Origin of the sequence: Pseudomonas sp. NPDC089422 (assembly GCF_044749405.1) — a bacterium.
Taxonomy (GTDB): domain Bacteria; phylum Pseudomonadota; class Gammaproteobacteria; order Pseudomonadales; family Pseudomonadaceae; genus Aquipseudomonas.
The window spans coordinates 1-15,014 of sequence record NZ_JBIVHW010000021.1 but is presented as its reverse complement, the minus strand read 5'-3'; the positions used below and the strand labels follow the sequence as shown (position 1 = coordinate 15,014).

Sequence of the window (15,014 nt, the reverse complement as noted above, 5' to 3'; positions counted from 1 at the left end):
CCCCGGATTTCTAGCCTCTCGGCCCAGCGACGTCGTGAAACATCGCTTGTGCAAAACTGGCGTCCCCTAGGGGACTCGAACCCCTGTTACCGCCGTGAAAGGGCGGTGTCCTAGGCCACTAGACGAAGGGGACGAACCTTCTTACCTTCAAGACCCGGTTGCTGGACCCGGTCTTGCTTGTCAGCCTTGGCTGCCAAGCGGAATTTGGTGGAGCTAAGCGGGATCGAACCGCTGACCTCCTGCATGCCATGCAGGCGCTCTCCCAGCTGAGCTATAGCCCCACAATGTCGCTTTGAACAGAAGCGCTGGCTGGGTGCCTGGCGTTTCGTTTTCGTTCATCGCTGTGGACGGGGCGCATATTAAGATCCGATTGCAGGGCTGTCAAACTAAATTTTGAAAATAATCAAAATTTTTTTCACAGATAACAATCACTTACCGCCCTGCCCCGCTGAATCGGAACGCCGCGCCCTTGTAGGAGCGGCCTCGTGTCGCGAAAGGACCGCAAAGCGGTCCCTCATAATCAGCGCCAACGCATAAATCGCCGGGGCCGCTTTGCGGCCCTTTCGCGACACGAGGCCGCTCCTACAGGCCGGCGAAAGGCTGTCAGGCGATGTTGGCCAGCAGCTTTTCCCATTCCTTGTTTTCTTTCTTCGACACGCCACCGAGCAGGTCCAGGGCCTGGCGCAGGCGGTAACGGGTCAGGTCGGGACCAAGAATTTCCATGGCGTCGAGCACCGACACCGAGCTGGCCTGGCCGGTAATGGCGGCGAACATCAGCGGCATGGCATCACGCAGCTTCAGCTCCAGCGCTTCGACCACGGCCTGGATGCAGCCAGTGATGCGCTCTTTCTCCCACTGACGCAGGCTTTCCAGTTTCCACAGGATCAACTGCATCACCTGGCGCACCTGGTCGGCGGACAGCTTCTTGCTCTCGAACAGCTTGGCGTCGAGCTTGAGCGCGCCCTCGAAGAAGAAACCACCCAACGGGGCGATCTGGCTGAAGGTTTCGACCCGGCCCTGCACATGCGGGGCGATCTTCATCATGTAGTCGCTGTTGAACGCCCACTGCTGCACGCGTGCGGCGAACTCTTGCACCGGCAGCTCGCGCAGCCACTGGCCGTTGAGCCAGGACAGCTTCTCGATGTCGAAGATCGGGCCACCCAGGGAAATACGCGACAGGTCGAAGTGCTCGACCATCTCGGCCAGCGAGAACTTCTCGCGCTCGTCCGGCATCGACCAGCCCATGCGGCCGAGGTAGTTGAGCATGGCCTCGGGCATGAAGCCCATGCGCTCGTAGAAGGTCACCGAGGTCGGGTTCTTGCGCTTGGACAGCTTGGACTTGTCCGGGTTACGCAGCAGCGGCATGTAGCACAGCTTCGGCTGCTCCCAACCGAAGTACTCGTACAGCTTGATCAGCTTCGGCGCCGACGGCAGCCACTCTTCGCCACGCAGGACGTGGGTGATGCCCATCAGGTGGTCGTCGACCACGTTGGCCAGGAAATAGGTCGGCAGGCCGTCGTTCTTCATCAGCACCTGCATGTCCATGCGGTCCCATGGAATTTCGACGTCGCCACGGAGCATGTCCGGAACCACGCAGATGCCTTCGCTCGGCACCTTCATGCGGATCACGTGCGGCTCGCCAGCGGCCAGGCGGCGCTGGACTTCTTCGGCGCTCAGCAGCAGGGCACGGCCGTCGTAGCGCGGGGTTTCACCACGGGCCATCTGCTCGGCGCGCATCTGCTCCAGCTCTTCGGCGGTACAGAAGCAATAGAAGGCGTGGCCGGCATCGACCAGTTCCTTGGCGTACCTGGCGTAGATCTCGCCACGCTCGCTCTGCCGGTACGGGCCGTGTGGGCCACCGACATCCGGGCCTTCGTTCCATTCGATGCCAAGCCAGCGCAAGGCGTCGAAGATCTGCTGTTCCGACTCGCGCGTGGAGCGCAGCTGGTCGGTGTCTTCGATGCGCAGGATGAACTCACCGCCATGCTGCTTGGCAAAGCAGTAGTTGAACAGGGCGATGTAGGCGGTGCCGACATGGGGGTCGCCGGTGGGCGATGGCGCGATACGCGTGCGAACGGTGGTCATGGAGAGTCTCGAGCGAAAGATGAAACAAAGGCGGGATGTTAGCAGGGAGCAGGCACCGGGCTCCAGCAATGGCGCGAACGTCACTTGTCGGCTGGCCATCTGCCGCTGTTAAATTTACTTACATTTCTGGAACGATAGTCCTCATGCCTGCCCAACTCAAACGCCGCCTGGCGATCTTCTTCACCCTGGTGGCCATCATCGCCCTCGCCTTCCTGGCCGAGTGGTATTTCAAGGGCCGCTTCTTTGAGCGCACCGACAACGCCTACGTACAGGGCGAAATCACCCGCATATCCAGCCAGCTCGGCGCACGCATCGACGAAGTCCGGGTCGACGACAACCAGCACGTGAACAAAGGCGACCTGCTGGTGCGCCTGGAGGCCGCCGACTTCGAACTGGCCGTGGAGCGCGCCCGCGCCGCCCTGGCCACCCGCGAGGCCGAATATGCCCAGGCCCAGAGCCGCCTGACCCAGCAGGGCAGCCTGATCGCCTCCAGCCAGGCCCAGGTGGCGGCCAACCAGGCCACCTTCGACCGCTCGCGCCTGGACCTGAGCCGTGCCGAAAAGCTGCGCAAGCCCGGCTTCGTTTCCGAAGAACGGGTGACGACCCTGTCGGCAGACAGCCATGTGGCCGGCTCCCAGGTCGACAAGGCCCGTGCCGACCTGCAAAGCCAACGCCAGCAGGTCAACGCCCTGAATGCCGACCTCAAGCGCCTCGACGCGCAGATTGCCAATGCCCGCGCCGACCTGGCCCAGGCCGAACTGAACCTGACCCGCTGCGAGATCCGCGCACCGCTCAGCGGCACCATCGGCCAGCGCAATGCCCGCAATGGCCAAGTGGTGCAGGCCGGCGCCTACCTGTTGTCGATCGTGCCTGATGAAAACATCTGGGTGCAGGCCAACTTCAAGGAAACCCAGATCGGCAAGATGCAACCCGGCCAGCGCGCCGAGCTGCTGTTCGACAGCTACCCCGACACCCCGATCGAAGGCCGCGTCGACAGCCTGTTCGCCGCTTCCGGCGCGCAGTTCAGCCTGCTGCCGCCGGACAATGCCACCGGCAACTTCACCAAGGTGGTGCAGCGCATTCCGGTGAAACTGACCTTCGCCGCCGACAATCCGCTGCATGGGCGTATTCGCCCTGGCATGTCGGTCACCGCCACCGTCGACCTGCGCCGCCAAGACGAAGGCCACGATGGCCGGTGATCAACTGCTGCGCCCTACTGCGGAGCCAAGCCGGCGCGACTGGATCGCGGTGATGAGCGTGATGCTCGGTGCCTTCATGGCGGTGCTGGACATCCAGATCACCAACTCCTCACTCAAGGACATCCAGGGCGCGCTGTCAGCGACCCTGGAGGAAGGCTCGTGGATTTCCACCTCGTACCTGGTGGCGGAGATCATCATGATTCCGCTGACCGCCTGGCTGGTCCAGTTGCTCTCGGCACGGCGCCTGGCAGTGTGGGTGTCAGGCGGCTTTCTGCTGTCCTCGTTGCTGTGCTCGATGGCCTGGAACCTCGAGAGCATGATCCTGTTCCGCGCCCTGCAGGGTTTTACCGGCGGCGCACTGATTCCGCTGGCGTTCACCCTGACCCTGATCAAGTTGCCCGAGCACCACCGCGCCAAAGGCATGGCCATGTTCGCAATGACCGCCACATTCGCCCCCTCTATCGGCCCGACCCTAGGCGGCTGGCTGACCGAGAACTGGGGCTGGGAATACATCTTCTACATCAACATTCCGCCCGGACTGGTGATGATCGCCGGCCTGCTCTACGGGCTGGAAAAGAAGGAAGCGCACTGGGAACTGCTGAAAAGCACCGACTATGCCGGCATTGTCACCCTCGGCGTGGGCCTGGGCTGCCTGCAGGTCTTCCTTGAGGAGGGCCACCGCAAGGACTGGCTGGAGTCCAACCTGATCGTCGGCCTTGCGACTATTGCCCTGATCAGCCTGATCACCTTCGTCATCCTGCAGCTTTCCAAGCCGCACCCCTTGATCAACCTGCGCATCCTTGGCAACCGCAATTTCGGCCTGTCGAGCATTGCCAGCCTGGGTATGGGCGTGGGGCTTTATGGGTCGATCTACCTGCTGCCGCTGTACCTGGCACAGATCCAGGGCTACAACGCCCTGCAGATCGGTGAGGTGATCATGTGGATGGGCATTCCGCAGTTGTTCCTGATTCCGCTGGTGCCGCAGCTGATGAAGGTGGTGTCGCCCAAGGTGTTGTGTGCCCTCGGATTCTGCCTGTTCGGTGTCGCCAGCTTTGGTTCGGGGGTGCTGAACCCGGACTTTGCCGGGCCGCAGTTCAACCATATCCAGATCATTCGCGCCCTTGGCCAGCCGATGATCATGGTGACCATTTCGCTGATCGCCACGGCGTATATCCAGCCCCAGGATGCCGGGTCGGCTTCGAGCCTGTTCAACATTCTGCGTAATCTGGGCGGTGCGATCGGCATTGCCTTGCTGGCGACCTTGCTGGATGCGCGGACCAAGGTGTACTTCGATTACCTGAGGGAGTCGGTGGTGCCGAGCAACCCGCAGGTGGCCGAACGGTTGGCACAGCTGACGGAGCGGTTGGGCAATGACAATGCGGCGCTGGGCAAGTTGAGCGAGATTGCCCACCAGCAGGCGCTGATCATGGCCTACAACGATGCGTTCCACTTTGTCGGGATCGGGCTGGCGGTGAGCATGGTGGCGGTGCTGTTGACCAAAAAGCTGCCGGAGGGATTGAAGGCCGGAGAAGCCCACTGAGCCACTTCCGGAGTATGCACAGTCATTGTGGGAGCGGCCTTGCAGGGCCTTAGCTGGTGATCAGGCGCTCGCGCAGCTGGGTAATCTCGTCACGCAGCTGGGCGGCCGCCTCGAACTCCAGGTCGCGGGCAAACTGCATCATCTTCTCTTCCAACTGCTTGATGCGTTTGGTGATCTCGCCCGGCGTACGCAGCTCGGCCTCATAACGGGCGCTCTCCTCCGCTGCCTTGGCCATGCCCTTGCGCTTCTTGCTGCGCGCGCCAGGCACGGTGGCGCCTTCCATGATGTCGGTGATGTCCTTGACCACACCCTTGGGCACGATGCCATTGGCCTGGTTGAAGGCGATCTGCTTCTCGCGGCGCCGTTCGGTCTCGTCGATGGCACGCTGCATGGATCCGGTGATGTTGTCGGCATACAGGATCGCCCGACCATTGAGGTTGCGCGCCGCGCGGCCGATGGTCTGGATCAGCGAGCGCTCGGAACGCAGGAAGCCTTCCTTGTCGGCATCGAGAATCGCCACCAGCGACACCTCGGGCATGTCCAGGCCCTCGCGCAGCAGGTTGATACCCACCAGCACATCGAAGGTGCCCAAGCGCAGGTCGCGGATGATCTCGACGCGCTCCACCGTGTCGATGTCCGAGTGCAGGTAACGCACCCGCACGTCGTGATCAGCCAGGTAATCGGTGAGGTCTTCGGCCATGCGCTTGGTCAGCGTGGTGGCCAGTATCCGATCGCCCTGTGCGACGCGCTTGCGGATCTCCGACAGCAGGTCGTCGACCTGGGTCAGCGCCGGACGCACTTCCACCTGCGGATCGACCAGGCCGGTCGGGCGTACCACCTGCTCGACCACGCGGCCTGCATGTTCGGCTTCGTAAGGGCCAGGGGTGGCGGAGACGAAGATGGTCTGCGGGCTGACATCCTCCCACTCGTCAAAGCGCATCGGCCGGTTGTCCAGTGCCGACGGCAGGCGGAAGCCGTATTCGACCAGGGTTTCCTTGCGCGAACGGTCGCCCTTGTACATGGCGCCGACCTGCGGAACGCTGACGTGGGACTCGTCGATCACCAGCAGTGCATCGGGCGGCAGGTAGTCATAGAGCGTGGGCGGCGGCGCCCCGGCCGGACGCCCGGACAGGTAGCGCGAGTAGTTCTCGATACCGTTGCAGTAACCCAGCTCAAGGATCATCTCCAGATCGAAGCGCGTGCGTTGCTCCAGGCGCTGGGCTTCGACCAGCTTGTTGGCCTTGTGCAGGTACTCGAGCCGGTCTTTCAGTTCTTCCTTGATGCCCTCCACCGCCTCCAGCAGGGTTTCCCGCGGGGTCACGTAGTGGCTCTTGGGGTAGAAGGTGAAGCGTGGCAGCTTGCGGAAGACCTCGCCGGTCAGCGGGTCGAAGGCGGCGATATTCTCGACCTCGTCGTCGAACAGCTCGATGCGGATGGCCTCCAGGTCGGATTCGGCCGGGAAGATGTCGATCACGTCGCCACGTACACGGAACGTGGCACGGGCGAAGTCCATTTCGTTGCGGGTGTATTGCAGGTCGGCCAGCCGGCGCAGCAGCGCGCGCTGGTCGAGCTTGTCGCCGCGGTCGACGTGCAGGACCATTTTCAGGTAGGTCTCGGGGCTGCCCAGGCCGTAGATGCAGGACACGGTGGTAACGATGATCGCATCGCGCCGTTCCAGCAGCGCCTTGGTCGCCGACAGGCGCATCTGTTCGATGTGGTCGTTGATCGAGGCATCCTTCTCGATGAAGGTGTCGGACGACGGCACGTAGGCCTCTGGCTGGTAGTAGTCGTAGTAGGAAACGAAGTACTCCACCGCGTTGTTCGGGAAGAACGCCTTGAACTCGCCATACAGCTGCGCCGCCAGGGTCTTGTTCGGCGCCAGTACCAGGGTTGGCCGCTGCACCTGCTGGATGACGTTGGCGATGCTGAAGGTCTTGCCCGAACCGGTCACCCCGAGCAGGGTCTGGTGCGACAGACCCGCGTCGATGCCCTCGACCATCTGGCGAATGGCCTCTGGCTGGTCGCCGGCCGGCTGGAAACGGGTGACGAGCTGGAACTCGGACATGACGGACCTCGCGGTAACGCAGCAACTGTAAATTTAGCCAGTAGTCTATACCCAAATGCGCCCGCCAGGGGCCGCAATCAAGGCCAAGCTGTGAGCGCGCATTACGGTGGACCCGGCAATTCGACCAATGGTCGAAAAATATTTGCGCAAATCGCCGGAAAACCTGCGCCAGGCTGTCGCAGTGACCGGTCGGTATCACTATACTGACTCCCCGTTTGTGCACCGCTTCAGTGCATTCGGCTGGAGCGTGTACGCCCTATCACTCTCCAATCAGAGCCGAAGTAACAATGAGCCTGTTTTCCGCTGTCGAGCTGGCACCCCGCGACCCTATCCTGGGCCTCAACGAAGCATTCAACGCCGACCCACGTACCGACAAGGTCAACCTGGGCGTAGGCGTCTACTGCAATGAGGAAGGCCGCATTCCGCTGCTGCGCGCCGTGATCGAAGCCGAGACCCAGCGTGCCGCCCAGCACGCCTCGCGCGGCTACCTGCCGATCGATGGTATCGCCACCTACGACCAGGCCGTGCAGAAACTGCTGTTCGGTGCCGAGTCGCCACTGCTGGCCGCTGGTCGCGTGGTCACCGTGCAGGCCGTTGGCGGCACGGGCGCTCTGAAGATCGGCGCCGACTTCCTCAAGCGCATTTCGCCGAACGCCGTGGTGGCCATCAGCGACCCGAGCTGGGAAAACCACCGTGCGCTGTTCGAAAGCGCCGGTTTCCCGGTACAGAACTACCGCTACTACGATGCTCCGAGCAACGACGTCAACCGTACCGGCATGCTCGAAGACCTCAACGCCCTGCCGTCCGGCTCGATCGTGGTGCTGCACGCCTGCTGCCACAACCCGACCGGCGTCGACCTGACCCTGGACGACTGGAAAAACGTCCTGGAAGTGGTCAAGGCCAAGGGCCACGTGCCATTCCTCGACATGGCCTACCAGGGCTTTGGTGACGGCATCGGCGAAGACGCCTTCGCCGTGCGCCTGTTCGCCGAGTCGGGCATGGAGTTCTTCGTTTCCAGCTCGTTCTCCAAGTCGTTCTCGCTGTACGGCGAGCGCGTCGGCGCGCTGTCCATCGTCACCGCCTCGAAGGACGAAAGCACCCGCGTGCTGTCGCAGGTCAAGCGCGTTATCCGCACCACCTACTCCAACCCGCCGACCCACGGCGCGACCATCGTCGCCACCGTGCTGAACAGTGCCGAACTGCGCCAGATGTGGGAAGCCGAGCTGGGCGAGATGCGCGAACGCATCCACGGCATGCGCAAGCAGATGGTATCGCTGCTGGCCGAATACGGCGCCAACCGCGACTTCAGCTTCGTCGGCCGCCAGGTGGGCATGTTCTCCTACTCGGGCCTGACCGTTGACCAGGTTGCCCGCCTGAAGAACGACTTCGGCATCTACGCCCTGGACACCGGTCGCATCGCCGTCGCCGCGCTGAACCAGAGCAACATCCACGTGGTCACCAAGGCTATCGTTGAGGTGCTGTAACTGATTGATTTGTCAGGGGGTGGCTTGACTTCCCCCTGGCAATCGGTAAGATACGCACAGATTCCGCGATAGCTCAGTCGGTAGAGCAAATGACTGTTAATCATTGGGTCCCTGGTTCGAGTCCAGGTCGCGGAGCCAAACACTGAAAAACCTCCAGTTGCGCAAGCACTGGAGGTTTTTTGTTGCACATCTTTCCACCCTTGCCGGCCTGACGCTGCTGTATCGTCCGAGTTCACTGGACGACTACAGAGGCTTGATCAAGGTGAACGATGTCACTCGAAGTGCCCAACAAGCGGTAGCGATCGCAGCAGACCAGGCAATACTGGCAAGCCGGCAGGCAACCTTCGCAGTGGGCGGCTGCATCATCGAGAACGCCACCGGCAAGGTGCTGGTCGCCCTGCACAACAGCGTGCTCAAGTCGTTCCCGAACAGCGAGGCGCAGCCTGCCTTCAGGCTCCACGACCCGACCGCCCATGGCGAACGGCGCCTGATCGACTGGTATTTCGACAATCAGCAACGCCTTGCCTTGCCCGCCACCCACCTGCTGACCGTGGTAACCACGCTCGACCCCTGCGCCATGTGCGCTGGCGCCCTGCTGACCGCTGGCTTCAACGTCGCGGTAAGTGCACTCGACACCTTTGCCGGCATCAACCATGACGCCTGCTTCAACTTCCCCGGCCTTCCCACGGCACCACGCGAGCTCGCGCAAGCTACCTGGGGCTACTACGCCATAGGAGCGCCCCTGGAGCGCGAATACGCGGGTTCTCTGGAAGGTCCGATCTACCCAGGCGATCACATCGAAGCCGCGACCGCCAGCCTGACCCGTTCGCTGTTCGAAACCAGCGTGAACAGTGTCCACGATGAAAGCAGCGCTGCCGGCCTGCTGCCAGCCGTGCTAAAGGATCCTGCCAGCCTGCCCCTTAACAGCACGGTGCGCCAGGCCTTGGCCAACCTGAGCCCATGGAGCCTGCGCAGCAAGAGTGACAACCCCCGCATTCCCGGATCAGAACTGGCGCAACCTCTGCTCGAAACAGCCAGCCAGGCGGACACCTTCAATGCGGTGGCGTTACTAGACCCATTCGGCAACTTGCTGGCATGCCTGGGCGGCAACGAAAAGCGCTCGCCCATTTGCAACGCGTTCATGGAAACCACCCGAAGCTACGCCGCCCTGCGCTGGTCCCTGATGAACCATGCCGACCCGCGGGTGCGCAACGAAGCGCTGGAGCATCTGACGCATCCCCGTCACTGCACGTTCGTCATGCTCGTCTTTCCAGACCCGACTGGCAGCGAAGCGGTCATGACCCTTGGCGCCTATGGCTCCACCGTGGAGCGCAACACCGCGCCCTCCTTCCCTCCCAGCCTGCAATACGTCTTGCTGCCAGCAGGCCGCACCCGCCGAGAGATCGCTGAACTCGCACAGAATCTGCCGCCCTTCTATACCCATAACGTGCAGGTGTCACCAAGCCAGGTCCATGACGAAGAACTGGTGCGAGCGGTATCGAGCAGGCCAGCCCCACCTCAGCGCGCAGTATCCGCCGCGGAGTAGGGCAAGGTGACCGGTTTACCCTCATCCACCAGGCTCCACACCAGCAATTTGGCAGGCCGGGTCTTGCTGGCATTGCGCGATACGCTGTGCACGGTGCCGGGCGCTTCGTACCAGTATTCACCGGCCTTATAGGTCTTTTCCTGCTCGTCGTTGAGTTTCGATACCACCGCCCCTTCCAGCACATAGGCCATGACCGCACCCGGATGCTGGTGGGCGGGCGAAGCTTGCCCTGGGGCATAACTGACCGTAAGCATGACGGCGCTCTTGCCCGGGGCATTCGAAGGCTGTTGCTGCTGCAGGACTTTTACCTGGTCGGCGGCGTCGCCGTGCGCCCAGGCAGCGGCCTGACCACCCAGCAATCCAGCGGCAATGAGCAAGGCATGCGAAAAATTGGCAGATTTCACGGGGTTTCTCCTGATTGGCAAGTGCCTGCAGGTTAGGCCCACTGGCGCAAGGCGCAAACGGCCAATCAGGAGAAAAAGCAGGGGGCCAGTCGGGAGTGCTCTTCAGCCATTGCGCCCGATCGGATAGAACACGCCATGGCTCCATACCCCGAGCCATTCCTCGCCATCGATCACCCGCGGCACCGCCAGCTCGACCAATTGATAGAACACATTGCGATGGATCAACGCCTCGAGATTGCTGCGCATCAGCACATAAGGCGACGGCTCCTGGGTATCGGGATCGATCTCGACCCGCAACGGGTTCTGCGGCCCCGCTTCGGCCTGATCCTCGACATTGCTGGTAAAGCGCAGCACCTGCGCCTCGCCACTGCCCAGCACATCCAGCGTCACCGCCACGAATGGTGCATCATCGACGCGAATGCCGACCTTCTCCACCGGGGTGATCAGGAAGTAGTCATCGCCATCGCGGCGAATGATCGTGGAAAACAGCCGAACCATCGGCTTGCGCCCGATGGGCGTACCCAGGTAATACCAGGTGCCGTCCCGGGCGATCCGCATGTCGATGTCGCCGCAAAAATCCGGATTCCACAGATGCACCGGCGGCAACCCCTTGTGCTTGGGGATCTGCGCCAGCAGATCGTTGGCCTTGGCCGAATCCGTCATCACCCTGCCCTCACTCGCTCATGCCCAGGAGGCTACGAGCGTACTCGCGCATCGGTGCGCCAAGCAAATCCTGCGGCGACTGGTCGTGGAACGTCAACAAACCGCCGCGGCTCTTGATCCGCGCGGTGTCGATCAGGTAGCGGGTGTTGGTCTCGATCAGCATCATCTGCACCACACCGGTATCCCAACCCAAGCGGTCGACGGCCTGCTCGTCATACCATTCGTCGCCATTACCAATACGGTCATCCGTGCGGGCGAAGCGGGTATACAGCACATAGTCGGCGCCTACCGAGCGGGCCTGGGCAATGGCCTCCTCAAGGCCCAGCGGCCCTTGGGCACGACGCACCAGCGGGAAATACTCGACGAAACTTTTGAATGCCTCATCGGCCACCGCATTCTGCTTCGGCAGCGGGCCCTTGCCTGGCGGCATGAACGCGCCCTGGCCGATGAAGATGAACGAATCAGGCTGCAGGCGAATCGACAGGGTACGACGGGTATCGCTGTGGTCCAGCAAGCCGGCATCGCTCATGTGGTAACGGACGCCCTCGCCCATATCGCTGACATTCATGCAACCGCCCAACGCCATCAGCGTCAGCAGCAAGACCAGGCTACGCATCTTTCCTCCAGTGGCCGGTGACGAAAAACCGGCGAATAGCCGGCGGATGCAGCTTTTGCGCCAGCTTCAGCCGCCAATCACCTTCATCACCGTCACCCCCCCGGAAAACGCCAGTTCCTGCTTGTCTGCCAAGGCCTTCACCAGCAGCCGCTGCAAGCCTGGCAGCGCCTGATGTCGGGGTTTTTCCAGCAGGTCGCCGACAAAGTGACGATTGCTGGAAGACAGGCAACCGTGCAGCCAGCCGGTAGAGGACAGCCGCAGGCGCGAACAGGTACGGCAGAACGGCACGCTTTCATTGGCGATGACGCCGAAATGGCCATGCCCCGGGATCTGGTAGCGCAGCGCCGTGGCATCCAGCGGTGCGTCGACCTGCTGATAGCCATACCGGCCGCCGATCACGTCGAGCAATGCATCGAGCCCGACAAACTGCTGCAGGAACGCATTGTTGTCCCGGGCCAGGTGCCCCATGCGCATCAATTCGATGAAGCGCAGCTCGAAACCACGCGCCAGGCAGTAGTCGAGCATCGGTAGCACCTGATCGAGATTCTGCCCACGCATCGGCACCATGTTGACCTTGATCCGCATGCCCATGGCACTGGCCTGGTCCATGCCCGCCAACACGCTGGCCAGATCACCGCCACGGGCGATGCGGCGAAATGCCTGGGGGTCGAGGGTGTCGAGAGAAACGTTCAAGCGGCGAATGCCAGCCGCCTGCAGTAGCGGCAGCTTGCGGGCAAGCAACTGCCCGTTGGTGGTCAGCGTGATGTCGTCGAGGTCGAGCTTCGCCACCTCCGCCAGAAAGGCATCCAGCCGAGGACTGACCAGCGGCTCGCCACCGGTGATGCGTAAACGTTCGATCCCCGCAGCTTCAATGAGGTAGGCCACACCCCGTGCCAGGGTTTCCGCCGACAGCTCATCCTGGGCCGCGACCAGGCGCTTGCCGTCCGGCACGCAGTAGCTGCAGGCGTAGTTGCAGGCAGCCGTCAGGCTGACGCGCAGGTTGCGAAAACGCCTGCCTTGACGATCGACGATCATGGATGACTCCGGCATGGATGAATCGGGGCTGGCGAAACTTGACTCATGGTTCAAGTTTTTGCAAGTCCCCATTTCACGCCAGGCTCACCCGGTGACGACGAAGGCCTTCAGTTGGCAGCTTCCGGGTCCCGCTTGCGCTTGTTGCCCATGCGCACGCCGATATCCATGAGGAACTGGAAGAAGCCTTCCTGATCCTCCAGCACATTGCTCCAGAACGGCGAGTGGTACAGCGCCACGGCACCATGCACCAACGCCCAGGCGGCGCAGTAGTGGAAGTACGGCGGCACGTCTTCGAGCTTGCCTTCGCTGATGCGACCCTTGATCAGCTGGGTCAGGCGATCGAAGTTGGAGGCGCGGATGCTGTGCAGCTGCTCGACCATTTCCGGTACCTGGTTGCCCTTGACCACCTTCTCTTCCAGCCGGTCGAACAGGCGGTAGCGCTGCGGGTCGCGCATGCGGAACTCGAAGTAGGCGCGCGACAGCGCCTCCTTGTCGCGATCGACATCGGCCGAATGCAACAGCGCATTCAAGTCACGCTCATAATCGAGCATCAGGCGCAGGTAGATCTCCGCCTTGGACTTGAAGTGCTTGTAGATCGTGCCTTTGCCGATACCCACGGCGTCGGCGATCATCTCGACGGTGACGCTGTCTTCACCCTGTTCGAGGAACAGCTTGAGCGCTGTATCGAGGATTTCCTGTTCGCGACGGCGAAACTCACGGACCTTACGAGGTTCTTTCTGCATAGGAAGGACTGGATGACATTGAAGCGGTTTATTATGCCTAACTTGCAGCAAATTGCACGGATCATCCAACCATGTCTATGTTTCACGATGAGTTCGAACAAGCGCCGGGGCTGCGATACCTGAACCATGCGGCCATCGCTCCCTGGCCGCGCCGGGCCAGCGAGGCCGTGGCGCGCTTTGCCCGTGACAACGTACGCCTGGGCGCGAGCGACTACCCGACATGGCTGGCCACCGAACGCAGGCTGCGCGAACGGCTGGCGCGCCTGGTCAACGCCCCCTCCTGGGCAGATATCGCGCTGGTGAAGAACACCTCGGAGGCGTTGTCACTGGTCGCTTTCGGTCTCGACTGGCAAGACGGCGACCAGGTGGTGATCAGCGACGAGGAATTTCCCTCCAACCGTATCGTGTGGGAAGCGTTGCGCGAGCGTGGCGTCGGAGTGACCGAGGTGAGTCTGGCCGGGCCTGAACCGGAAGCAGCGCTGCTCGCGGCCTGTGGCCCGCGTACGCGCCTGCTGGCCGTGAGCGCCGTGCAGTTTGCCAGCGGCCTGCGCCTGGACCTGCCCCGCCTCGGTGAAGGCTGCCGGGCCCGCCATGTCCTGTTCTGCGTCGATGCCATCCAGCAGATTGGCGCCCTGCCCTTCGACGTGCAGGGCTATCAGTGCGATTTCGCCATGGCAGACGGCCACAAGTGGATGCTTGGGCCCGAGGGGCTGGGTTTGTTCTATTGCCGCGCGGCGTTGCGCCCGCAGCTGAAGCTGCATGCCTATGGCTGGCATATGCTGGAGCGCCTGGGCGACTTTGATCGCCGCGAGTGGCGGCCGGCTCACAGCGCAAGGCGCTTTGAATGCGGCAGCCCGAACATGCTGGGCGCATGCGCCCTGGAGGCCAGCCTGTCATTGCTGGAGGAAATCGGCATGAACGAGGTCGGCCGGCAATTGCAGCTGCGGGTCGAGCAACTGCTTCGGGGCCTGGCCGGTATCCCCGGGGTACGCCTGCATAGCCCCGCATCCCCGGAAAAACGGGCGGGCATCGTTACTTTCAGCCTTCAAGGGCATGACAGTGCGGCGATCTATCGAAGCCTGCTGGCGGAGCAGACGATCTGTGCACTAAGAGGGCCAGGTATACGATTTTCGCCACATTTCTACACCAGTGAGCAGCTGATCGACGAAGCTGTCCGGCAAGTACGAGACCTGGCCATGCGCTGAGGGAGGAAGGGACGGCGGCCGTATTCCAAATCTGTTTAAAAAACGAACAGAGAAGCACTGGCACTGCGCCAAACCTGACCAATACTTGAAGTGTTGGCGCGGCGCATCCCCCCCAAGTGGCGCGCCGATAAAGGTGCTCAGGGACCGCGTACCTTTGTTTTACTCCTAATGGTCTTAACCCGGATTCCCCCCCCAGAACCCGGGTTTTTTTTGCCCGGCACCAGCCGCCCGGCCCTGGCTCTGGCTCTGGCTCTGGCTCTGGCTCTGGCTTTTGATTTTGCTTCTAAGCGCGCGATAGTCCAGGCGACGCAGAGTGCGACTTCAGGAGGCCGAACGCAGGCGTCTGGAGGGCCAGGGTGCGCAGCACCCCTTCGGCGTAGCCGAAGGCGCGAGATGTAGACTTGCGCAGCAAGTCGTAGGCCGCGCGGG

Annotated in this window: 12 protein-coding genes and 3 tRNA genes; 6 read left to right on the top strand and 9 right to left on the bottom strand. The window is 62.3% G+C overall.

The annotated features are described in order from the left end of the window. Nucleotides 1-57: 57 nt before the first annotated feature. The 3 genes from ACIPZ8_RS26895 to gltX form a co-directional block, all read right to left on the bottom strand. Nucleotides 58-133: transfer RNA gene (locus ACIPZ8_RS26895), tRNA-Glu, on the bottom strand. A gap of 72 nt (nucleotides 134-205) precedes the next feature. Then, nucleotides 206-281 (bottom strand) — tRNA-Ala (locus tag ACIPZ8_RS26890). A 322-nt stretch (nucleotides 282-603) separates the two neighbouring features. After that, entirely contained in the window at nucleotides 604-2,085 is a 1,482-nt protein-coding gene (gltX, locus tag ACIPZ8_RS26885) for a glutamate--tRNA ligase (protein ID WP_400658887.1), read from the bottom strand. A 143-nt stretch (nucleotides 2,086-2,228) separates the two neighbouring features. On the opposite strand from gltX, the gene ACIPZ8_RS26880 reads away from it, so the two are divergent. Continuing rightward, nucleotides 2,229-3,284 (top strand): HlyD family secretion protein, encoded by a 1,056-nt coding sequence (locus ACIPZ8_RS26880; protein ID WP_400729929.1) that lies wholly within the window; start codon nucleotides 2,229-2,231, stop codon nucleotides 3,282-3,284. Nucleotides 3,285-3,333: 49 nt separating this feature from the next. Then, nucleotides 3,334-4,824: an MDR family MFS transporter gene (locus ACIPZ8_RS26875; RefSeq protein ID WP_400730018.1), complete on the top strand. Its 1,491-nt coding sequence runs from the start codon at nucleotides 3,334-3,336 to the stop codon at nucleotides 4,822-4,824. Nucleotides 4,825-4,873: 49 nt separating this feature from the next. Here the strand turns inward: ACIPZ8_RS26875 and uvrB are convergent, their stop codons facing one another. Beyond that, entirely contained in the window at nucleotides 4,874-6,889 is a 2,016-nt protein-coding gene (gene uvrB, locus ACIPZ8_RS26870; RefSeq protein WP_400729926.1) for an excinuclease ABC subunit UvrB, read from the bottom strand. 287 nt (nucleotides 6,890-7,176) lie between these two features. Between uvrB and ACIPZ8_RS26865 the strand changes: the two genes are divergently transcribed. The 3 genes from ACIPZ8_RS26865 (at nucleotide 7,177) to ACIPZ8_RS26855 (ending at nucleotide 9,919) form a co-directional block, all read left to right on the top strand. Further along, entirely contained in the window at nucleotides 7,177-8,373 is a 1,197-nt protein-coding gene (locus tag ACIPZ8_RS26865; protein WP_400729923.1) for an amino acid aminotransferase, read from the top strand. Nucleotides 8,374-8,435: 62 nt separating this feature from the next. Then, nucleotides 8,436-8,511 (top strand) — tRNA-Asn (locus ACIPZ8_RS26860). A gap of 124 nt (nucleotides 8,512-8,635) precedes the next feature. Next, nucleotides 8,636-9,919, top strand: coding sequence for a nucleoside deaminase (locus tag ACIPZ8_RS26855; protein ID WP_400729920.1), 1,284 nt, complete (start codon nucleotides 8,636-8,638; stop codon nucleotides 9,917-9,919). Here ACIPZ8_RS26855 and ACIPZ8_RS26850 read toward each other — a convergent pair. From ACIPZ8_RS26850 to ACIPZ8_RS26830, 5 genes are all read right to left on the bottom strand, one after another. Beyond that, a complete protein-coding gene (locus ACIPZ8_RS26850) occupies nucleotides 9,892-10,323 on the bottom strand; it encodes a cupin domain-containing protein (protein ID WP_400729917.1) in 432 nt (143 codons plus the stop codon). The genes ACIPZ8_RS26855 and ACIPZ8_RS26850 overlap by 28 nt on opposite strands. A 102-nt stretch (nucleotides 10,324-10,425) precedes the next feature. Continuing rightward, nucleotides 10,426-10,986 carry a DUF1285 domain-containing protein gene (locus tag ACIPZ8_RS26845; protein ID WP_400729914.1) on the bottom strand — a complete coding sequence of 187 codons (561 nt, stop codon included), beginning with the start codon at nucleotides 10,984-10,986 and terminating at the stop codon, nucleotides 10,426-10,428. A gap of 10 nt (nucleotides 10,987-10,996) precedes the next feature. Continuing rightward, the gene (locus tag ACIPZ8_RS26840) at nucleotides 10,997-11,602 is read right to left on the bottom strand and encodes a DUF4823 domain-containing protein (protein ID WP_054883762.1); all 606 of its coding nucleotides are present in this window, start codon (nucleotides 11,600-11,602) and stop codon (nucleotides 10,997-10,999) included. Between the two features lie 66 nt (nucleotides 11,603-11,668). After that, entirely contained in the window at nucleotides 11,669-12,637 is a 969-nt protein-coding gene (locus ACIPZ8_RS26835) for a GTP 3',8-cyclase MoaA (protein WP_400729910.1), read from the bottom strand. Between the two features lie 107 nt (nucleotides 12,638-12,744). Then, nucleotides 12,745-13,380: a TetR/AcrR family transcriptional regulator gene (locus ACIPZ8_RS26830; RefSeq protein WP_110638337.1), complete on the bottom strand. Its 636-nt coding sequence runs from the start codon at nucleotides 13,378-13,380 to the stop codon at nucleotides 12,745-12,747. Between the two features lie 71 nt (nucleotides 13,381-13,451). Here ACIPZ8_RS26830 and ACIPZ8_RS26825 point away from each other — a divergent pair, with 71 nt between their 5' ends. After that, nucleotides 13,452-14,585, top strand: coding sequence for an aminotransferase class V-fold PLP-dependent enzyme (locus ACIPZ8_RS26825; RefSeq protein WP_400729907.1), 1,134 nt, complete (start codon nucleotides 13,452-13,454; stop codon nucleotides 14,583-14,585). The last annotated feature ends 429 nt before the right edge of the window (nucleotides 14,586-15,014 follow it).

What these genes read in the sequence shown, in the direction of transcription:
- ACIPZ8_RS26845 (WP_400729914.1), bottom strand. Translation starts at nt 10,986, where the DNA reads ATGACGGATTCGGCCAAGGCCAACGATCTGCTGGCGCAGATCCCCAAG.
- ACIPZ8_RS26835 (WP_400729910.1), bottom strand. Translation starts at nt 12,637, where the DNA reads ATGATCGTCGATCGTCAAGGCAGGCGTTTTCGCAACCTGCGCGTCAGC.
- gltX (WP_400658887.1), bottom strand. Translation starts at nt 2,085, where the DNA reads ATGACCACCGTTCGCACGCGTATCGCGCCATCGCCCACCGGCGACCCC.
- ACIPZ8_RS26880 (WP_400729929.1), top strand. Translation starts at nt 2,229, where the DNA reads ATGCCTGCCCAACTCAAACGCCGCCTGGCGATCTTCTTCACCCTGGTG.
- uvrB (WP_400729926.1), bottom strand. Translation starts at nt 6,889, where the DNA reads ATGTCCGAGTTCCAGCTCGTCACCCGTTTCCAGCCGGCCGGCGACCAG.
- ACIPZ8_RS26825 (WP_400729907.1), top strand. Translation starts at nt 13,452, where the DNA reads ATGTCTATGTTTCACGATGAGTTCGAACAAGCGCCGGGGCTGCGATAC.
- ACIPZ8_RS26830 (WP_110638337.1), bottom strand. Translation starts at nt 13,380, where the DNA reads ATGCAGAAAGAACCTCGTAAGGTCCGTGAGTTTCGCCGTCGCGAACAG.
- ACIPZ8_RS26865 (WP_400729923.1), top strand. Translation starts at nt 7,177, where the DNA reads ATGAGCCTGTTTTCCGCTGTCGAGCTGGCACCCCGCGACCCTATCCTG.
- ACIPZ8_RS26840 (WP_054883762.1), bottom strand. Translation starts at nt 11,602, where the DNA reads ATGCGTAGCCTGGTCTTGCTGCTGACGCTGATGGCGTTGGGCGGTTGC.